An 18,600-nucleotide genomic window follows, 5' to 3' on the forward strand; every position below is an offset into this window, starting at 1 on the left:
GGACTCGTCAACTGCCCTGGGCCATCACCGTTTACGTACCCGTCACGCACGATATGACGCTCTGCTGACCCAGTTCAGTCGACCGCAAAAGACGTCCCCTCCGGGTATTTTTCGGCCAAGTTTGAGCCTTGACCCGACAGTGAGTTGTCGCCCCTCGGACACCAGGATTCCCACCTGGGCAATGCTGGACATCCGTCCACATCTGCGTGTAGATGTGGACCCATTGATGGCGGCGCAGATTGATCTGGGGGTCGCGATGTTTTATGGCGAATCGCACCAGGTGGAAAGGCGGCTGCCATGAGCGCCCCGCATCCACCGAAAGTGGCTGGAATCGATCCTGCCGTTCCGGCCGCCCCGCACACTGTCGCGCCCGCGTCCGCCCGCCCCGCCCCCGCCACACCCCCCGCGGCCGCCCCCGGCACGGTCATCCAGGACCGCCTCGCCGGCTGGGTTTCGGACCTCACCACGCTGCACGAGCTCACCGAACGCCTCACGCGCACCGGTGACCTCGACGCCGCCCTCCAGGAGCTGCTGCGCGCCGGCGCCGCCCTGGTCGGCGCCCGCCGCGGCCTCGTCGTCCTCGAACCCGCCGACGGGCAGGGCCCCACCACCACCATCGGCCTGGGCCTGGGCCACGCCGACCTCGGGCACATCGAGACGGTGCCGCGCAGCGCCACCTCGTACGGGCGCATCCTCGACGGGCTGCCCGACGCCCAGGGCGGCGCCGAGCAGCTCCCCGACTCCGAACCGGCCGCGGGGCAGGGCGGATACGCCCCGCCCGTCGACCCCCGGTACCGCGAGGTGGCCGCCCGGCTGGGCTACGCCGCCAGCTACGCCCTCCCCCTCGCCACCGAGACCGCGGGCCGCCTCGGCGCCGTCGTCTGGCTCTACGACGAGCACGCCGAGCCCGTCGAGCGCCAGCGCCACCTCGTCGGCCTCTACGTCCGCCACGCCGCCGAGCACACGGCCCGGCTGCTGGAGGTCGAGCGCTCCCGGACCCGCCTGCGCACCATCGCGGAGGAGCTGCTGCCCAGCCGGCTGCCCAGGGTCTCCGGCGTGCGGCTGGCCGCCCGGCACCGCACCGGACCGCGCGGCGGCGGCGACTGGTACGACGCACTGCCGCTGCCCGAGGGCGCCCTGGGCCTGGCCGTCGGCTCGGTCACCGGCTCCGGGCCCAGTGCGGTCGCGGCGATGGGCCGGCTGCGGGCCTCGCTGCGCGCGTACGCGGTGATGGAGGGCGAGGACCCGGTCGCCGTCCTGTCCGACCTGGAGCTGCTGCTGCGGCTGACCGAGCCGGCCCGCTCGGCCACCGCGCTCTTCGCCTACTGCGAGCCCGCCCGCCGCAAGATCGTGCTGGCCGGGGCCGGGCACACACCGCCCCTGCTGATCGGGGACCGCCGGACCGAGTTCATCGAGACCTCCCTCTCCGCGCCGCTGGGGATGCTCTCGTGCTGGGAGGCGCCCAGCGTCGAGCTGGAGCCGGGCCCCGGAGAAACGGTGCTTCTCTACACCGACGGACTGCTGCAGCGCACCGGCGACTCCATGGACCGGGCCTTCGCCCGGCTGCACGCGGCGGCCGCGAGCGTGCCGCGGGCCGTCCGGGACGACCCGGCCGGCATCTGCGACCACGTGCTGCGGACCGTGCTGCCGGACGGGGCGGACGAGGCGGACTCGGCCGAGGACATCGTGCTGCTCGCCGCCTGCTTCGACTGAGGCCCGCCCCCGGCCGGGTGCCCGCACCCACGCCGACCCGACCGCGCCCCACCCCGCGCCGCACCCGTGCGCCGCTCCGGACCCGACCCCGGGCGCCCCCGCGCCCGGGGTCGACCCGTGTCCAGATTTGACTGGTTTGTCACAGCCTTGCCGGTCGTCTTCCTCTCGCACATACGATGGACGAGGTCCGCACCCGGTCCGTGTCGTAGCAGCTGAGGAGAAGACGTGGCTGACGAGCTCACCCCGGAGACCCCGGAAGAAGAGCAGCCGAAGAAGATCAAGCAGCGGAAGAACGGTCTGTACCCGGGCGTCTCCGACGAGCTCGCCGAGAGCATGCGCACCGGCTGGGCGGACACCGAGCTGCACGGCCTGGAGCCGATCGCGCAGGCCGGGCACACCGCCGCGCGCCGCGAGGCCCTCTCCCAGCGCTTCCCGGGCGACCGCCTGGTGATCGCCGCCGGCCGCCTGAAGACCCGGTCGAACGACACCGAGTACCCCTTCCGCGCGTCGACCGAGTACGCGTACCTCACCGGCGACCAGACCGAGAACGGCGTCCTGGTCCTGGAGCCCGCCGGCGAGACGGGCCACACCGCCACGCTGTACCTGCTGCCCCGCTCCGACCGCGAGAACGGCGAGTTCTGGCTCTCCGGCCAGGGCGAGCTGTGGGTCGGCCGCCGCCACTCCCTCACCGAGGCCGAGCAGCTGCTGGGCATCCCGGTGAAGGACGTGCGCACCGTCGCCGACGCCCTGAAGGAAGCCACCGGCCCGGTGCGCAACGTCCGCGGCCACGACTCCGTCATCGAGGAGGCGCTGACCGACAAGGTCACCGCCGAGCGCGACGAGGAGCTGCGGGTCTACCTGTCCGAGGCGCGTGCCGTGAAGGACGAGTTCGAGATCGGCGAGCTGCAGAAGGCCGTCGACTCCACCGTCCGCGGCTTCGAGGACGTGGTGAAGGTCCTCGACAAGGCCGAGGCCACCAGCGAGCGCTACATCGAGGGCACCTTCTTCCTGCGCGCCCGCGTCGAGGGCAACGACGTCGGCTACGGCTCCATCTGCGCGGCCGGCGCCCACGCCTGCACCCTGCACTGGGTCCGCAACGACGGCGCGGTCCGCTCCGGCGACCTGCTGCTGCTCGACGCCGGCGTGGAGACGCACTCGCTCTACACCGCGGACGTCACCCGCACGCTGCCGATCAACGGCACGTACACCGACATCCAGCGCAAGATCTACGACGCCGTGTACGAGTCCCAGGAGGCCGGCATCGCGGCCGTGAAGCCGGGCGCCAAGTTCCGCGACTTCCACGACGCCTCGCAGCACGTGCTGGCCGAGAAGCTCGTCGAGTGGGGCCTGCTGGAGGGCCCGGTCGAGCGCGTCCTGGAGCTGGGCCTGCAGCGCCGCTGGACCCTGCACGGCACCGGCCACATGCTCGGCATGGACGTGCACGACTGCGCCGCCGCCCGTACCGAGGCCTACGTCGACGGCACCCTGGAGCCGGGCATGTGCCTGACCGTGGAGCCGGGCCTGTACTTCCAGGCCGACGACCTGACCGTGCCGGAGGAGTACCGCGGCATCGGCGTCCGGATCGAGGACGACATCCTCGTCACCGAGGACGGCAACCGGAACCTGTCGGCCGGCCTGCCGCGCCGGTCCGACGAGGTCGAGGCGTGGATGGCCCGCCTGAAGGGCTGATCCGCGGCCCGGACCGTGCAGACGCCGGTGGGCGGGGACCTCTTGGTCCCCGCCCACCGGCGTTTCACGTGAAACGTCCGGACTCCCCGGGGGACCGGCCCCTCAGGAGACCTTCAGCAGTGCGCCCTCGCGCCACTTGAGGATCTTGTCGAAGCTGACCACCGCGCCGCAGCCCGGCCGGTTGCGGAACCGGACGTGGTCGGCGAGCTCCTCGATCAACCCGAGGCCCCGACCGTGCTCGGCGGTCTCCGCGGGCCCGGCCGGCCCGACGGCGCCGGCGGCCCCGACCCGGTCACCGGTTCTGCGTCCCAGGTGGGCGGGGAAGCCCGGGCCGGAGTCGGTCACCTCGATCCGGCAGGTGTCCCCGTCCAGGTACGCGGTGACCCGGTAGGCCTCGGAGATCCCGTGGGCGCCCCGGCCCCCGCCGTGCTCCACGGCGTTGGCACAGGCTTCGGTGAGGGCCACGGACAGGTCGTACGAGACATCCGGATCCACCCCCGCGGTCTCCATCGTCCCCAGCAGCAGGCGCCGGGCGAGCGGCACGCTCGCGGCCTCACGCCGCAGATGGAGGGACCACCAGATGCTCATGCTCCTGCCTCCTGGCCGCGGCTCGACATACCGTTACGTATTGCCCCCCTCACTCAGAGGTAAGCCCCTCGAGGGTCCGAGAACGCTCATTTGGCCGATGCGCACACCCCCGGTCGCGAGGTAAAAGGACGAACGGCCCGGAGGTACGGGCACGAACGTGCGCATGTGCGACGGACCGGGCACGCCCCTGCCGTAGGCAGGCCCGGGGCGCAGTGCGATGATGGCCCGGCCATGCCTACCCCCCGCCCGATGCGCGCCGGAGCCGGTCTGCGGCTCATCCGGGCCGCGGTGTTCACCGCGGTCTGCGTCGTGCTGTCCGCGGTGGGACACGTGCTGGCCTCCTGCGCGACGGTGCCCTGGTGGGCGCTGTGCGCGGGCTTCCTGGCGGTGTTCGCGTGCGCGGCGCCGCTCGCCGGGCGGCGCCGGTCGCTGCCGGCGATCGCGGGCGCCCTGGCCGGCGGCCAGCTCGTCCTGCACGGCCTCTTCGGCCTCGGCCAGCACACCGCCGCAGCGCGGCCGGCGACCGGCACCGACACCGACCTCGCCGCCCTCGCGGCCCGGCTGATCTGCGGCGGCAACACCGTCCCGCTCAGTGCGGCCCAGGCACGGCAGGTGCTGTACACGGCCGGGATCGACCCGGCGTCGGCCGCCGGACAGGTGCACGTGCACGCCGGTCACGTCATGGGCGCCGGGCACTTGTGGGACGCCGGGCGGATGACGGAGGGCGCGGCCGCCGTGCCGTCCGCCGGACTGTTCACGCTGCCCATGCTCCTCGGGCACCTGCTGGCCGCGCTCGCCGCGGGCTGGCTGCTCGGGCGCGGCGACGAGGCCCTGTTCCGACTGGTGCGGCTGTCCGCCGAGTGCGGCCCGGTGCGGTCCCTGCGGGACGCGCTGGCCCTCGTACGCGCACTGCGCCGCGGACTGCCCGGCGCGCCCGGGTCCGCGCGGCGGATCCCGGCCGCGGACCGCTCCGATGCGCCGGCCGGCGTACCGGAGGCACTCCTGCACGCGGTGATCAGGCGCGGGCCGCCGGCGGCGTACGCCCTCGCAGCCTGACGCGGCACCCGCACCCGGGGAACCCCACGGAAGCGGCGGTGCCGCGGCGTACCCGCGTGTCCGCGCGGGGCCACCGTTCCCTGCCTGTGGAGATTCCTTTCATGAAGACCTCTCGCGCCTCCGTCGTCGCCGCCCTCGCCGCCGGCTCCGTCCTGCTCCTGTCCGGCCCCGCCTTCGCGCACGTCAGCGTGCAGCCCGGGACCGCGGAGAAGGGCTCGTACGCCACCATCAACTTCAAGGTGCCGAACGAGCGCGACAACGCCTCGACCGTCAAGCTCGAGGTCACCTTCCCCGCCGACCACCCGCTCGCCTCGGTCATGCCGCAGGACGTCCCGGGCTGGCAGGTCCAGGTCACCAAGAGCAAGCTCGCCAAGCCGCTGACCCTCCACGGCAAGCAGATCAACGAGGCGGTCACCAAGGTCACCTGGACCGGCGGCAAGATCAACGCCGGCCGCTTCCAGCAGTTCCCGCTCTCCGTGGGCCAGCTGCCCGAGGACGCCGACCAGCTCGTCTTCAAGGCCGTCCAGACGTACGACAACAACGAGGTCGTCCGCTGGATCGAGGAGGCCAAGGAAGGCGCGGCCGAGCCGCAGAACCCCGCCCCCGTCCTGAAGCTGGCCACCGGCACTGGCGAGGGCCACCACGGCGGCACCACCGGCGGCAAGGACGACGCGAAGGGTGCCGACGCCCACGACGAGTCGGGCGAGGACGAGCACACCGAGGCCGCGTCCGCCTCCGACACCACGGCCCGCGCCCTCGGCATCGCCGGCATCCTCGTCGGCGTCGTCGGCGTGGCCTTCGGCGTGCTGGCCCGCCGCCGCACCAGCTGATCCGGTACGCCTGGCGTGCGCCCGGCCGCCCCGGCCCCGCGTACGCCCGTCCGTACGTCCAAGACGCCCCGCCCCCGGGGCACCCCGATCCCAGGGAAACTCCCATGCGCACCACACGTGTGACGGCCGCCGCTCTCGCGATGGCGGCCGCACTCACGCTGTCCGCCTGCGGCGGCGGCACCGAGAAGAACCCGGTCGCGGAGGTGAACGCGCCGACGAAGACGAAGGCCGCCACCGTCCTCGACCGGCCGTTCGAGAAGCCGGACCTGGTCCTGACGGACACCCACGGCCAGTCGTTCGACCTGCGCGCGCGGACCAAGGGCAAGCCGACGCTCATCTACTTCGGCTACACCAACTGTCCCGACGTCTGCCCGCTGACGATGAGCAACATCGCCATCGCGAAGAAGGCGCTCCCGAAGGCCGACCAGGACACCGTCCAGGTCGTCTTCGTCACCACGGACCCCGAGCGGGACACCCCCGACTCGCTGGGTAAGTGGCTCAAGGCGCAGGACCCGGGCTTCATCGGCCTGACCGGCGACTTCAAGGCGATCCAGGCCGGCGCCCGCTCGATGGGCATCGGCATCGACCCGCCGAAGAAGGAGAAGGACGGCAGCATCGTCTCGATGCACGGCGCCCAGGTCATCGCCTTCTCCCCCAAGACCGACGAGGGCTACGTCCTGTACGGCGAGGACACCACCGCCGACGACTACACCAAGGACCTGCCGAAGCTCATCAAGGGGGAGAACCCGTGAACCGCCGCACCACCCTCCGTACCGCTCTCCTCGCCGCCACCGCGCTGACCGCCTCGTTCGCGATATCCGCCTGCTCCTCCGACGCGTCGGACACCGCGAAGGACGGCAAGCCGGCCCTGTCGGTGAGCGACGCGTTCATGCCGGAGCCGGTCACCGCCGACATGGCGGGCGGGTTCCTGGTCGTCAAGAACGGCTCGGGCAGCGCCGACAAGCTGACCTCGGTCACCAGCGCCCTCTCCGGGGACATCACGATCCACGAGACCAAGAACCAGAAGATGCAGCAGGTCACGTCCCTGGACGTGCCGGCGAACGGCGTGCTCCGGCTGGAGCGCGGCGGCAGCCACATCATGTTCATGGGTCTGAAGAGCAAGCCGAAGGTCGGCGACAAGGTCACCGTCGAACTGCACTTCGAGAAGGCCGACCCGGTCAAGGTCGAGCTGGACGTGAAGGAACGGACCTACAACTCCGCCGCCTCCTCGCACCACTGACGGACTGAGGAACCCACGCCATGACGGCCACCGCCCCCGTTCCCGCCCGGCAGCTCCACCGGCTCGGGCAGCTCCGCCGGCTCCGGCGGCCCGTGCTGCTCCGGCTGCTGCTCGTCGCAGTGGCGCTGCTGGGCTCGCTGTTCGCCACCGCCGGCCCGGCGACGGCGCACGCCGCGCTGACCGGCAGCGACCCGAAGGACGGGGCGGTGGTCGCCACGGCCCCCGCCCAGGTCACCCTCACCTTCTCCGAGGAGGTGGCCCTGGGCGAGGACTCGATCCGCGTCATGGACCCCAGCGGGAGGCGCGCCGACACCGGCGAACTGCGCAACCTGTGCGACGGATCCGTCATCAAGCACGGCGTCGTGCTCCACTCCGGGCTGCCGAACGGCACGTACACCGTGGCCTGGCAGGCGGTCTCCGCCGACAGCCACCCCGTCGCGGGCGCCTTCACCTTTTCCATCGGCGCACCGTCCACGACCTCGGTGGCACTGCCCGAGCAGGAGGCCGGCGGCGGGCCCGTGGGCGTGGCCTACGGCATCGCCCGGTACGCCGCCTACGCGGGCTTCGTGCTGCTCGTGGGCGGATCGGCGTTCGTGCTGCTGTGCTGGCGGCGCGGGGCCGGGCTGCGTCCGGTGCAGCGGGTCGTGCTGACCGGCTGGCTGACCCTCACGGCGGCCACACTGGCGATGCTGGCGCTGCGGAACCCGTACACGGGCTCGGGCGAGTTCGCCGACGCCTTCGACCTGGCCGGGCTGAAGGCCGTCCTGGAGACCAAGACCGGCGCCTCGCTGGTCTCGCGGCTGCTGCTGCTGGGCGCGGCAGCGCTGTTCCTCGCCGTCCTCTTCGGGGTCTTCGCACGCCGGCAGGCCGCCGCACCGGTGGCGCCCGACGGGCCGGAGGCGGAGCAGCACGCCAAGGAGACGAGCGACCTCACCTTCGGTCTCTCGGTCGGCGGCGCCGTGGTCGCGGGCGGCATCGCGGCCACCTGGGCGCTGGCCGAGCACGCCTCCACCGGGATCCAGCCCGGGATCGCGATGCCCGTCGACATCGCCCACCTGCTGGCCGTGGCCGCCTGGCTGGGCGGGCTCGTGACGCTGGTCGTGGCCCTGTACCGGGTGCCGGACCTCGAGCGGGCCGCGGTACGGCGGTTCTCCCGGGTGGCCTTCGTCAGCGTGCTGGTGCTGGCCACCACCGGCGTGTACCAGTCCTGGCGGCAGCTCGGCAGCTGGTCGGCCCTGACCGGAACGTCGTACGGGCAGCTGCTGATCGTGAAGGTCGGCCTGGTGGCGCTGCTGGTGGGCATCGCCTCGATCTCCCGGCGGTGGACCGGCCGGCTGGCGGAGGGACCGGCGGACACGGCGGACGCAGCGGACGCGGACGATGTTTCACGTGAAACGTCCGCGGACCTGCCCGAGCACACCGCGCCGGAGCCCGAGCCGGTGACGGTGCCCGCCGACCCCGAGCGGGCCGCCCAGCTCGCCCGCCAGCGGGCCGTCCTGGCGACCGCCCGCGAGAAGAAGCGCCGGGACGCGGACCCGCACCGCGCCGGACTGCGCCGCTCGGTCCTGGCGGAGACCGCGGTGGCGGTCGTCCTGCTGGCCGTGACCACCATCCTGACCAGCACCGAGCCGGGCCGGGCCGCCGAGCTGGAGGCCGCCGCCGGCGGCACCGGCGCCACGGCCGTGCCCAACCGCCCCATCAAGTTCTCGCTGCCCTTCGACACCGGCGGCGAGGACGGCCGGGGCACCGCCCGCCTGTCCCTGGACCCGGGCCGGACCGGGGTCAACACCCTGCACCTGTGGCTGGAGCGGCCCAACGGCCGCGCGCTGGACGCCCCCGAGGTGAAGGTGGCCTTCACCCTGCCCGCCAAGGACATCGGGCCGCTCCCGCTCGTGCCCGACCACGCCGCCAGCGGACACTGGACGGCGTCCGGGGTCCAGCTCCCGCTCGCCGGCCAGTGGCGCATCGACCTGACCGTGCGCACCTCCGACATCGACCAAGTGACCGTGCAGAAGAACGTGAAGATCGGCTGACCAGCGTGACCGAGAGCATGACCGACATCGAGATCTCCCGGCGACGGCTGCTGGGCACCGTCGGCGCCGCGGGCGCGGCGGGGCTGGTGGTGGGCGCGGCCGGCGGCGCGCTGGCGGGTCAGGCACTGTCCGGGGGCGAGGACCCCGCGGGCGGGCCCGCCGCCGGAGCGCTGGCGTCGTTGGGTGCCACCGAGGCGGCCTTCCACGGCGAGCACCAGGCCGGGATCACCTCCCCGATGCAGGCCAAGGGGCACCTGGTCGCCTTCGACCTGAAGCCGGGCGCCGGCCGCAAGGAGGCCGCCGCCCTGCTGCGCCGCTGGTCGGAGACCGCACGGCGGCTGATGGCCGGGGAGCCGGCGGGCTCCGGGGACACCGGGATCGCCCTGGACGCCGGGCCCTGCTCCCTGACGGTCACCTTCGGCTTCGGCCGGACCTTCTTCGACCGCACGGGGCTGGCCGCCCGCCGCCCCACGGCCCTGGACCCGCTGCCTGACTTCTCCGCAGACGCCCTCGACCCCCGGCGCAGCAACGGCGACCTGTGGGTGCAGATCGGCGCGAACGACGGGCTCGTCGCCTTCCACGCGCTGCGCACCCTCCAGAAGGACGCCGGGGACGCGGCCGCGGTCCGCTGGCAGATGAACGGCTTCAACCGCTCGCCCGGCGCGACGGGCAAGCCGATGACGGCGCGCAACCTGATGGGCCAGATCGACGGCACAGGCAACCCCAAGCCCTCCGAGCCCGACTTCGACCGCCGGGTGTTCGTCCCCGGCACCGGGCCGGGCCCGACCGAACACGCGTGGATGGGCGGCGGCTCGTACGCCGTCGTGCGTCGCATCCGGATGCTGCTCGACGACTGGGACAGGCTCGCTCCCGGCAAGCAGGAGCAGGTGATCGGGCGGCGGAAGTCCGACGGCGCCCCGCTGACGGGCGGCTCCGAGACCACCGAGATGGACCTGAACGCGCTCGGGGCGGACGGCAAGCCGGTCATCCCCGCGAACGCGCACGCCCGGATCTCGGCCCCGGAGCAGAACGGCGGGGCGGCGATGCTGCGCCGGCCGTTCTCGTACCACGACGGGATCGGCCCGGACGGGACGCCGGACGCGGGCCTGTTGTTCGTCTGCTGGCAGGCGGACCCGCTGCGGGGCTTCGTGCCGGTCCAGCGCAAGCTCGACCGCGGGGACGCGCTCTCGGCGTTCGTCCGGCACGAGGCGAGCGGGCTGTACGCGGTGCCGCCCGGCCCGCGCGCCGGGGAGTACGTCGGCCAGCACCTGTTGGAAGCGTGATCGCTTCTCGTTGTGTGAACGGCACGGCGGCCGGACCCTCCGGCGCACTAGGCTGATCGCATGTCGGCCACCCGCTACACCTATCTCGGTCCCGAGGGCACCTTCACGGAGGCCGCCCTGCGCACGCTCCCGGAAGCCGCCACCCGCGAGCTCGTCCCCATGGTGTCGGTGCCCGCCGCACTCGACGCGGTGCGCAACGGCGAGGCCGCGGCGGCCCTGGTGCCGATCGAGAACTCGGTGGAGGGCGGGGTGACCGCCACGCTCGACGAGCTGGCCTCGGGCGAGCCGCTGATGATCTACCGCGAGGTCCGGCTGCGGATCGCGTTCGCGCTGCTGGTGCGGCCGGGCACGAAGATGTCGGAGATCAAGACGGTGACCGGGCACCCGGTGGCCCAGCCCCAGGTGCGCAACTGGCTGCGGGCGAACCTGCCCGACGCGGTCTGGGAGTCGGCGGCCTCGAACGCGGACGGCGCGCGGCTGGTCCAGGAGGGCCGGTACGACGCCGCCTTCGCCGGCGAGTTCGCGGCGGCCACGTACGGGCTGGTGCCGCTGGTCACCGAGATCCACGACGCGGAGAACGCCGAGACCCGGTTCGTGCTGGTGGGCCGGCCGGCCCGGCCGGCGGCGCCCACCGGGGCGGACAAGACCTCGGTCGTGATCTGGCTCGGCGACGACCACCCGGGCGCGCTGCTCGAGCTGCTGCAGGAGTTCGCAGTCCGCGGGGTGAACCTCATGCTGATCCAGTCCCGGCCGACGGGCGAGGGCATCGGCAACTACTGCTTCGCCGTGGACGCCGAGGGCCACATCTCCGACCGGCGCGTGGGCGAGGCGCTCATGGGTCTGAAGCGGGTCTGCCCGAACGTGCGGTTCCTCGGCTCGTACCCGCGCGCGGGGGTCTCCGCGGCCGAGGTGCGGGCGCCCCGGCCGGGGACGTCGGACGGTGACTTCACCGCGGCGTCGGACTGGCTGACTCGCTGCCTGGACGGGCGGGCGTAGATCGCGTAGCGAGGCGGGACGGAGCGGGCCCCGGCCGGCCGTCCCGCCCACAGAGCTGTCCACAAGGTTGTCCACAGAGTTATCCACAGGCGCGGTTCTCTACCTGGGGACAAGTCGACACGCGGGGTGGGCAAGGTCGACAAATCTCCCCGGTCGACCAGGTGGCGTCCCACCCCCCTGGAGATGAACGACGTCACCCGCACACCATTGATCAACTCTTTGGAGCGAGCATTTCCCACCCGAATGAGTGTGTGGTGGGGGTTTGAACCAGGATTCCTTCGGCGCGCGAAGCGATGCACAAGGAGCGCCATTCATGTCCACAGCCGATCGATCCGGCCTGTGGATAACGAACCCCTGCCGCACATCCCTGTGGACAACCAGGACGCCGCCGGCCGCCTCCCACACGGCCTCCGGCCGCCCCCGCGCCGCCCACGGAACGCCCCGATGCGCCCCTTTCGGGGAAAGACACCTCTTTATCGACTTCCGGGCGGCGAACCGGTTCCGGCCACCATCGATCAGTTTTGCATTTACGGCAATCAGGACATAGCGACACGCAGCGTGATATCGGTGTGAGGCGAGGAAGCCCAGGCCGGTAGCCTGGAGGGGTGATTGACCTCCGGCTGCTCCGTGAAGACCCTGACCGTGTCCGCGCCTCGCAGCGCGCCCGTGGAGAGGACGTCGAACTCGTCGACAGGCTCCTCTCCGCCGACGAGCGCCGCCGGTCGTCCGGTGTCCGCTTCGACGACCTGCGCAACGAGCAGAAGTCTCTCGGCAAGCTGATCCCCAAGGCCTCCCCGGAGGAGCGCGCGGAGCTCCTCAAGCGCGCCGAGCAGCTGAAGGCCGACGTCAAGGCCGCCGAGGCGGAGCAGAACGAGGCCGACGAGGCCGCGAAGCAGCTGCTGCTCCAGCTCGGCAACATCGTCCACTCGGACGTGCCGGTCGGCGGCGAGGAGGACTTCACCGTCCTCGAGACCCACGGCACCGTCCGCGACTTCGCGGCCGAGGGCTTCGAGCCCAAGGACCACCTGGAGCTCGGCGAGCTCCTCGGCGCCATCGACGTCGAGCGCGGCGCCAAGGTCTCCGGCTCGCGCTTCTACTACCTCACCGGCGTCGGCGCACTGCTCGAGCTGGCCCTGGTCAACGCGGCGATCGCGCAGGCCACCGAGGCCGGCTTCATCCCGATGCTGACCCCCGCGCTGGTCCGCCCGCGCGCCATGGAGGGCACCGGCTTCCTCGGCCAGGCCGCGGAGAACGTGTACCACCTGGAGAAGGACGACTACTACCTGGTCGGCACCTCCGAGGTCCCGCTCGCCGCGTACCACATGGACGAGATCATCGAGGCCGAGAAGCTGCCGCTGCGCTACGCCGGCTTCTCCCCGTGCTTCCGCCGCGAGGCCGGCACGTACGGCAAGGACACCCGCGGCATCTTCCGCGTCCACCAGTTCGACAAGGTCGAGATGTTCTCGTACGTCGCGCCGGAGGACGCCGAGGCCGAGCACGCCCGCCTGCTCGCCTGGGAGAAGCAGTGGCTCAACTCCCTCGAGCTGCCCTTCCAGGTCATCGACGTCGCCACCGGCGACCTCGGCTCCTCCGCCTCCCGCAAGTTCGACTGCGAGGCGTGGATCCCGACCCAGGGCAAGTACCGCGAGCTGACCTCCGCCTCCAACTGCGACGGCTTCCAGGCCCGCCGCCTGTCGGTGCGCATGCGCGACGGCAAGAAGGTGCAGCCGCTGGCCACCCTCAACGGCACCCTGTGCGCCGTCCCGCGCACGATCGTCGCGCTGCTGGAGAACCACCAGCAGGCCGACGGCTCGGTGCGGGTGCCCGAGGTGCTGCGCCCCTACCTCGGCGGCCGTGAGTTCCTGGAGCCGGTCTCCAAGTGAGCTTCCCGTACCGGCTGATCGCGACCGACCTCGACGGCACGCTGCTGCGGGCCGACGAATCGATCTCCGAGCGGACGCGCGAAGCGCTCGCCGCGGCCACCGCGGCGGGCGCGGCGCACATCGTGGTCACCGGCCGTGCGGTGCCCTGGACCCGCCACATCCTCGACGACCTCGATTACAGGGGTCTCGCGGTGTGCGGCCAGGGCGCGCAGCTGTACGACGCCGGCGCGCACCGGCTGCTCACCTCGGTGACGCTGGACCGGCAGCTCGCCGGGCTCGCGCTCAACAAGATCGAGGCGGAGCTCGGTCCGGTGTTCGTGGCCGCCAGCCGCGACGGCCTGGACGGCGAGGTGCTGGTCGGCCCCGGCTACCAGGTGCAGGAGGGGCCGCTGCCGTACGTGTTCCTGAAGGACACGGCGGAGGTGTGGGCGGCCCCGCTCACCAAGCTCTACATCCAGCACCCGGACCTCGACGACGACGCCCTGGCGACCGTGGCCCGGCAGGCCGTCGGCGCACTGGTCGACGTGGTCATGGCGGGTCCGGGCGTGGTGGAGATCCTCCCGCTGGGGCTCAGCAAGGCCACCGGGCTGTCGCTGGCCGCGCGGCGCCTCGGCGTGAAGAAGCACGAGGCCATCGCGTTCGGCGACATGCCGAACGACATCCCGATGTTCGGCTGGGCCGCGCACGGGGTGGCCATGGCCAACGCCCATCGGGAACTGAAGGCCGTGGCCGACGAGGTGACCACCTCGAACGAGGCGGACGGCATCGCGGTGGTCCTGGAACGACTGCTCGGCGCGGCCTGAGCACCTGCCGGGAGAACGGTCCGGGACGGCCCGCGCCGCGAGGCGCGCTCGAAGCGGCCGCCCCGGACCGGTGGAACTCTCCGCGCCTCCACTGTGCCCCCCGCCCCGTCCGGGCACCATCGAATTTCCTCGAACACACGCACGGACGCGGGTCAGTTGCGGTCCGGGTGCGGGTGCTCGGGGTGTCGGGTGAGCGGCCAGGACAGCAGGCCGATGGCCAGGGCGATGGCATGGCCGAGGTCGGTGAAGGTGGCGCCGGTGGCGAGCGGGACGCCGAAGAACGCGACCGCGCCCGCCAGGTAGAGCCAGCGCCAGGGGCCCGGCAGGCGGTACGTCAGGACGCCGACGGCGGCGGCGAGTCCGTAGCTCACGCCGATGTCGACGACGTGCACCATGCTGCGCGGGGCGCGGTGGTCCCGGATCGCCATGAGGACGGCGTTCTGGCTCGCCAGGGTCGCCACGACGTGCGCCGTGGCCACGACGACGAACCAGCGCACGGTGCCCAGCCAGCGCTCCACCGGGGCGTGGAAGACCTCGAAGAGGGCCGCGTAGAGCAGCAGGGACGCCGGGCTCTCGATCCAGAAGGCACTGGCCACCAGCGAGCGGACCGGGTGCTGGACCAGCTCGTGGATGTTGCTGCTGTTGCGGTGGAGCAGCAGGTGCTCGGTCCGGTCGGGGACGATCACCACGACGAGGCTGGTGACCGCGATGATCACCAGCCACACGTGCGTGCCGGGCGAGGACCGGATCCACGACCGCACGGGCCGGGACGGTTCGGGTCCGGAGTCGAGCGTCATGATCCGATCATCACTCCGGATCCTGTCCGCCGCCCGACGCCCCCTCCCCACCGGGGCCCACCGCGACGCGAAGAGGGGCCCGCCGCACCGGCGGGCCCCTCCTCATCGGTTCCGGCGTCTCACTCCTCGCCGGCGAGGGTCAGCCGGCGCAGCTTCTGGCCGGCGTACCAGGTGGCGACGACCGTGACCGCGGCCAGCAGGACGGTCGCCGTGGGCAGGCCGACGGCGGAGTCCACCACGCCGGGCCCGGTGACCTTCTCGGCCAGGGCCAGCGACCACTGCTGGACGCTCAGGGTCTTGGCCCCGTCCACCAGCGACCCGAAGAGGGACTCCCAGACGAGGGCGTAGACCAGGCCGAACACCACCGCGTGCCGGCTGACGGTGCCGAACAGCAGGAACAGCGCGCTGTACGCGATCGAGGCGACCAGGGCGGCGATGGTGTAGGCGACCGCGATCTGCTGCCCGTTGCCGTTCAGGATGTAGCCGGCGATCAGGGTGGGGACGGCGGAGAAGACCATCGTGACGGCGACGGCGACGAACAGCTTGGTGACGATGATCGTCGGGCGCTTCACCGGCTTGGCGAGCAGGTAGACGATCGAGCCGTCGTCGATCTCGGGGCCGATGGCGCCGGTGCCGGCGATGACGCCGATCAGCGGGACCATCGTGGCCAGGGCGAAGCCGCCGAGCAGGCCGGAGGCGGTGGCGTCGTCGGCCCCGTTGAGCAGCCGGACGGCGACCGCGAGGACGACCAGCAGGGCCGGCAGCGCGAAGAGGATCAGTGCGCGGCGGCGGCCGAGCAGGGCCCGGTAGGTGAGCCGGGCGACGGTGGGGTTGTACATCGGTGCCAGCTCCTTCAGGCCGCTACGAGGTAGGAGAAGACCGACTCGAGGGACTCGTCGGAGGGCGAGACCGTCAGCAGTCGGATGCCGTGCGCACGCGCCACCTGCGGCAGCAGCGCGGTGAACCGGCCGAAGTCGACGGCCTGGATGCGCAGCGCGCCCTCCTTGTGGTCGACCTCGATGCCGGCCGTGGAGGGGTCGGCGATCAGGGCGGCGGCGAGCGCGCGGTCGTCCGACGAGCGCACCAGGTAGCGGTGCGGGCGGTCGGTCATGAGGCGGCGGATCCGTCGGAAGTCGCCGGAGGCCGCGTGCCGGCCGGCCACGATCACCTCGATGTGCGAGGCGAGCTGCTCGACCTCCTCCAGGATGTGGGAGGAGAACAGGACGGTGCGGCCCTCGGCGCCCATCCGCCGCAGCAGCTCCATCAGCTGCATGCGCTGGCGCGGGTCCATGCCGTTGAACGGCTCGTCGAGCAGCAGCACCGACGGGTCGTGGACCAGGGCGGAGGCCATCTTGACGCGCTGGCGCATGCCCTTGGAGTACGTACCGATCTTGCGGTCCTGGGCGTACTCCATCTCGACGGTGGCCAGGGCCCGCTGCGCGGCGCGCTCGTCGAGCCCGTGCAGCTCGGCGTTGGCGACGACGAACTCGCGGCCGGTCAGGAAGTCGTACATCGCCTCGCGCTCGGGCACGACGCCGATGTGCTTGTAGACCTGCTCGTTGCCCCAGATCGGGGTGCCGTCGAGGGTGACCGTGCCGGTGGAGGGCGCCAGGAAACCGCCCATCATGTTGATCAGGGTGGACTTGCCGGCGCCGTTGGGGCCGAGCAGGCCGGTCACGCCGGGGCCGATGCTCATCGTGACGTCGTTGACGGCCACGACGTTGCCGAACCAGCGCGAGGCGTGGTCGATGTCGATGGTGGTCACAGTCCGGCCTTCCGGTAGCGGGCCATCAGGACGCCGTAGGAGCCGGCGATCACGGCGAGTGCGGCGAGCAGGTAGACGAAGCCGACGCCCGTGGAGGGGACCACCTCGCCCGGGAAGGTCGACTTGGCGCCCAGGAAGGCCGACTGGAAGCCGCTGACCAGGGTCATCGGGGAGAACAGACCGAGCCACTCGATCGCGCCGTTGGCGCCGGTCTCGTTGGCGATGACCTGCACGGTCGAGACCGCGCCGAAGGGGATGACCAGCACCGCGATGACGGCGGCGACGCCGAACCCGCGGCGGGGCGTCAGGGCGGCCATCACCAGGCCGATGCCCGCGAAGAGGAGGGAGAGCAGCAGCACCGAGACCAGTCCCTGTGCGAACCCCTTGGTCTGGGTCGCGAAGTCGAATTTGGCCAGCAGGGAGCCGATGTACATGATCAGCAGCGGCGCCGCCGTGAGGATGAACAGCGCCGACGCCATCGCCCCGTACTTGGCCAGGACGTAGTCGACCCGCTCGATGGGCCGCGAGAAATACAGCGGCACGGTCCGGAAGCGCAGGTCCCGGGAGACCGTCTGGGGCGCCTGCGAGGCCAGGTAGAGGCCGATGACCATCTGCAGGAGCATGGCGTAGTTCGGGTACTTGATCGGCAGGTCGGTCGATCCCGGAACCGCGATGGCGACCGCGACGATGATGGCCGCGGGGACGCACATGATGCCGAACAGCAGCATCGGCAGCACCTTGGACTTGGCCGAGCGGCCCAGCCCGTACGCCCCGCGCAGCGACTGCGCGTAGAGCGAGCGGCGGGCGTACGCGCGGCCGAGGCGGGCTCCCTCGTAGGAGCGGTAGCCGATGTTGTGGATCTGGGTGGCGGTCTCAGGCGCCATGGCTCCCGGCTCCCTTCTGGACGAAGCCCTGCTGCGGCTGGGCGAAGCCCGGGTGCTGCGGGGGCTGCTGCTGGGGGTACTGCTGGGGCTGCTGCTGGAAGACCTCGGCGATCTGGTGGCGGCGCTGCTCCATGCGGACCAGGCCCAGGCCCAGGCCGGCGACGGTGTCGCGGACCAGGTCGTACGTCGCGTCGCCGGTGGCCTCGACGAGGAGGATGTGGCCGGCGCCCGGCAGGCCCTGCTCCTCGCCCTCGTGGAGGGTGGCGCCGGCGGCGGCCAGGGCCTCGCGCAGGGCGCGGGTGCCGTCGGGGTGCGCGTCGGAGTCGGTGACCTCGACGGCGAGGGTGGTGGTGGTCTGCGTGAAGTCGCTGGTGGAGCTGGAGCGCAGCAGGCGGCCGCCGTCGACGACCACGACGTGGTCGCAGGTGCGCTCCAGTTCGCCGAGGAGGTGCGAGGTGACCAGGACCGAGATGCCGAAGTCGGTGTAGACCCGGCGGATCAGGCCCAGCATCTCGTCGCGGCCGACCGGGTCCAGGCCGTTGGTGGGCTCGTCGAGGAGCACCAGCTTCGGGTCGTGGACCAGCGCCTGGGCGAGCTTGACGCGCTGCTTCATGCCGGTGGAGTAGCCGCCGATGGGGCGGTAGCGCTCCTCGTACAGCCCGACGTGGCGCAGGGTGTCCGCGGTGCGCTCGCGCGCTGCGGTCGGGGGGAGCCCGGACATGCGCGCCATGTGCACGACGAACTCGGTGGCCGAGACGTCGGGCGGCAGGCAGTCGTGCTCGGGCATGTATCCGACGCGTTCACGGATGGCGCCGCCCTGAGTGGCGACGTCCAGTCCGAGCACGGCGGCACGGCCCTCGGTGGCCGGGGAGAGGCCGAGGAGAATCTTGATCAGCGTGGACTTGCCGGCCCCGTTCGCACCGACCAGGCCGGTTACGCCGGGGCCGATGTCCAGGGAGAGCCGGTCAAGGGCGGTCACTCCGGTGTACCGCTTGCTCAGGCTTTCGGTCGCGATGACAGTCACGGTTTCGAAGGTAGTG

General features: G+C 72.3%; 17 protein-coding genes. 11 read left to right on the plus strand and 6 right to left on the minus strand.

The annotated features are described in order from the left end of the window. Positions 1-297 precede the first annotated feature (297 nt). Entirely contained in the window at positions 298-1,713 is a 1,416-nt protein-coding gene (locus ACIQCH_RS04795) for a PP2C family protein-serine/threonine phosphatase (RefSeq protein WP_402577940.1), read from the plus strand. A gap of 225 nt (positions 1,714-1,938) precedes the next feature. Next, on the plus strand, positions 1,939-3,402 hold the full coding sequence (locus tag ACIQCH_RS04800; RefSeq protein WP_402577942.1) for an aminopeptidase P family protein: 1,464 nt from the start codon (positions 1,939-1,941) through the stop codon (positions 3,400-3,402). A 102-nt stretch (positions 3,403-3,504) separates the two neighbouring features. On the opposite strand, the gene ACIQCH_RS04805 is transcribed toward ACIQCH_RS04800, so the two are convergent. Next, complete coding sequence (locus tag ACIQCH_RS04805; protein WP_402577944.1) at positions 3,505-3,990, minus strand: ATP-binding protein; 486 nt, start codon at positions 3,988-3,990, stop codon at positions 3,505-3,507. Between the two features lie 231 nt (positions 3,991-4,221). Between ACIQCH_RS04805 and ACIQCH_RS04810 the strand changes: the two genes are divergently transcribed. The 9 genes from ACIQCH_RS04810 (at position 4,222) to ACIQCH_RS04850 (ending at position 14,114) form a co-directional block, all read left to right on the plus strand. Then, positions 4,222-5,046, plus strand: coding sequence for a hypothetical protein (locus ACIQCH_RS04810; RefSeq protein ID WP_402577946.1), 825 nt, complete (start codon positions 4,222-4,224; stop codon positions 5,044-5,046). Positions 5,047-5,147: 101 nt separating this feature from the next. Next, a complete protein-coding gene (locus ACIQCH_RS04815) occupies positions 5,148-5,876 on the plus strand; it encodes a YcnI family protein (protein ID WP_402577948.1) in 729 nt (242 codons plus the stop codon). Between the two features lie 104 nt (positions 5,877-5,980). Then, the gene (locus tag ACIQCH_RS04820; protein WP_402577950.1) at positions 5,981-6,628 is read left to right on the plus strand and encodes an SCO family protein; all 648 of its coding nucleotides are present in this window, start codon (positions 5,981-5,983) and stop codon (positions 6,626-6,628) included. Then, on the plus strand, positions 6,625-7,116 hold the full coding sequence (locus ACIQCH_RS04825) for a copper chaperone PCu(A)C (protein ID WP_402577952.1): 492 nt from the start codon (positions 6,625-6,627) through the stop codon (positions 7,114-7,116). The genes ACIQCH_RS04820 and ACIQCH_RS04825 overlap by 4 nt, the downstream gene beginning before the upstream one ends. Before the next feature lie 20 nt (positions 7,117-7,136). Then, positions 7,137-9,149 carry a copper resistance CopC/CopD family protein gene (locus ACIQCH_RS04830; protein ID WP_402577954.1) on the plus strand — a complete coding sequence of 671 codons (2,013 nt, stop codon included), beginning with the start codon at positions 7,137-7,139 and terminating at the stop codon, positions 9,147-9,149. Between the two features lie 17 nt (positions 9,150-9,166). Beyond that, positions 9,167-10,432, plus strand: a complete 1,266-nt coding sequence (gene efeB, locus ACIQCH_RS04835) for an iron uptake transporter deferrochelatase/peroxidase subunit (protein ID WP_402578283.1) — start codon at positions 9,167-9,169, stop codon at positions 10,430-10,432. A 60-nt stretch (positions 10,433-10,492) separates the two neighbouring features. Beyond that, positions 10,493-11,428, plus strand: a complete 936-nt coding sequence (gene pheA, locus ACIQCH_RS04840; RefSeq protein WP_402577956.1) for a prephenate dehydratase — start codon at positions 10,493-10,495, stop codon at positions 11,426-11,428. Between the two features lie 605 nt (positions 11,429-12,033). Beyond that, positions 12,034-13,311: a serine--tRNA ligase gene (serS, locus tag ACIQCH_RS04845; RefSeq protein WP_402577958.1), complete on the plus strand. Its 1,278-nt coding sequence runs from the start codon at positions 12,034-12,036 to the stop codon at positions 13,309-13,311. Continuing rightward, positions 13,308-14,114: an HAD family hydrolase gene (locus ACIQCH_RS04850; protein WP_402577960.1), complete on the plus strand. Its 807-nt coding sequence runs from the start codon at positions 13,308-13,310 to the stop codon at positions 14,112-14,114. Before serS ends, ACIQCH_RS04850 begins: the two co-directional genes overlap by 4 nt. A gap of 152 nt (positions 14,115-14,266) precedes the next feature. On the opposite strand, the gene ACIQCH_RS04855 is transcribed toward ACIQCH_RS04850, so the two are convergent. The 5 genes from ACIQCH_RS04855 to ACIQCH_RS04875 all read right to left on the minus strand — a co-directional run bounded on the left by ACIQCH_RS04855 (position 14,267) and on the right by ACIQCH_RS04875 (position 18,584). Next, complete coding sequence (locus ACIQCH_RS04855) at positions 14,267-14,911, minus strand: rhomboid-like protein (RefSeq protein ID WP_402577961.1); 645 nt, start codon at positions 14,909-14,911, stop codon at positions 14,267-14,269. A gap of 119 nt (positions 14,912-15,030) precedes the next feature. Further along, complete coding sequence (locus ACIQCH_RS04860) at positions 15,031-15,750, minus strand: ABC transporter permease (RefSeq protein ID WP_402577962.1); 720 nt, start codon at positions 15,748-15,750, stop codon at positions 15,031-15,033. Between the two features lie 14 nt (positions 15,751-15,764). Next, positions 15,765-16,676 (minus strand): ABC transporter ATP-binding protein, encoded by a 912-nt coding sequence (locus tag ACIQCH_RS04865; protein WP_402577964.1) that lies wholly within the window; start codon positions 16,674-16,676, stop codon positions 15,765-15,767. Further along, positions 16,673-17,560, minus strand: a complete 888-nt coding sequence (locus ACIQCH_RS04870; protein ID WP_402577966.1) for an ABC transporter permease — start codon at positions 17,558-17,560, stop codon at positions 16,673-16,675. The genes ACIQCH_RS04865 and ACIQCH_RS04870 overlap by 4 nt, the downstream gene beginning before the upstream one ends. Next, positions 17,550-18,584 carry an ABC transporter ATP-binding protein gene (locus ACIQCH_RS04875; RefSeq protein ID WP_402577968.1) on the minus strand — a complete coding sequence of 345 codons (1,035 nt, stop codon included), beginning with the start codon at positions 18,582-18,584 and terminating at the stop codon, positions 17,550-17,552. The genes ACIQCH_RS04870 and ACIQCH_RS04875 overlap by 11 nt, the downstream gene beginning before the upstream one ends. Between the last annotated feature and the right edge of the window lie 16 nt (positions 18,585-18,600).

It is taken from the genome of Streptomyces sp. NPDC093225, from assembly GCF_044753805.1.
Lineage (GTDB): Bacteria > Actinomycetota > Actinomycetes > Streptomycetales > Streptomycetaceae > Streptomyces.

Excerpts from the sequence above, each read along its gene's own strand:
- ACIQCH_RS04860 (WP_402577962.1), bottom strand. The coding sequence starts at position 15,750 with ATGTACAACCCCACCGTCGCCCGGCTCACCTACCGGGCCCTGCTCGGC.
- ACIQCH_RS04830 (WP_402577954.1), top strand. The coding sequence starts at position 7,137 with ATGACGGCCACCGCCCCCGTTCCCGCCCGGCAGCTCCACCGGCTCGGG.
- efeB (WP_402578283.1), top strand. The coding sequence starts at position 9,167 with ATGACCGACATCGAGATCTCCCGGCGACGGCTGCTGGGCACCGTCGGC.
- ACIQCH_RS04810 (WP_402577946.1), top strand. The coding sequence starts at position 4,222 with ATGCCTACCCCCCGCCCGATGCGCGCCGGAGCCGGTCTGCGGCTCATC.
- ACIQCH_RS04855 (WP_402577961.1), bottom strand. The coding sequence starts at position 14,911 with ATGACGCTCGACTCCGGACCCGAACCGTCCCGGCCCGTGCGGTCGTGG.
- ACIQCH_RS04820 (WP_402577950.1), top strand. The coding sequence starts at position 5,981 with ATGCGCACCACACGTGTGACGGCCGCCGCTCTCGCGATGGCGGCCGCA.
- ACIQCH_RS04870 (WP_402577966.1), bottom strand. The coding sequence starts at position 17,560 with ATGGCGCCTGAGACCGCCACCCAGATCCACAACATCGGCTACCGCTCC.
- ACIQCH_RS04815 (WP_402577948.1), top strand. The coding sequence starts at position 5,148 with ATGAAGACCTCTCGCGCCTCCGTCGTCGCCGCCCTCGCCGCCGGCTCC.
- pheA (WP_402577956.1), top strand. The coding sequence starts at position 10,493 with ATGTCGGCCACCCGCTACACCTATCTCGGTCCCGAGGGCACCTTCACG.
- ACIQCH_RS04805 (WP_402577944.1), bottom strand. The coding sequence starts at position 3,990 with ATGAGCATCTGGTGGTCCCTCCATCTGCGGCGTGAGGCCGCGAGCGTG.
- ACIQCH_RS04795 (WP_402577940.1), top strand. The coding sequence starts at position 298 with ATGAGCGCCCCGCATCCACCGAAAGTGGCTGGAATCGATCCTGCCGTT.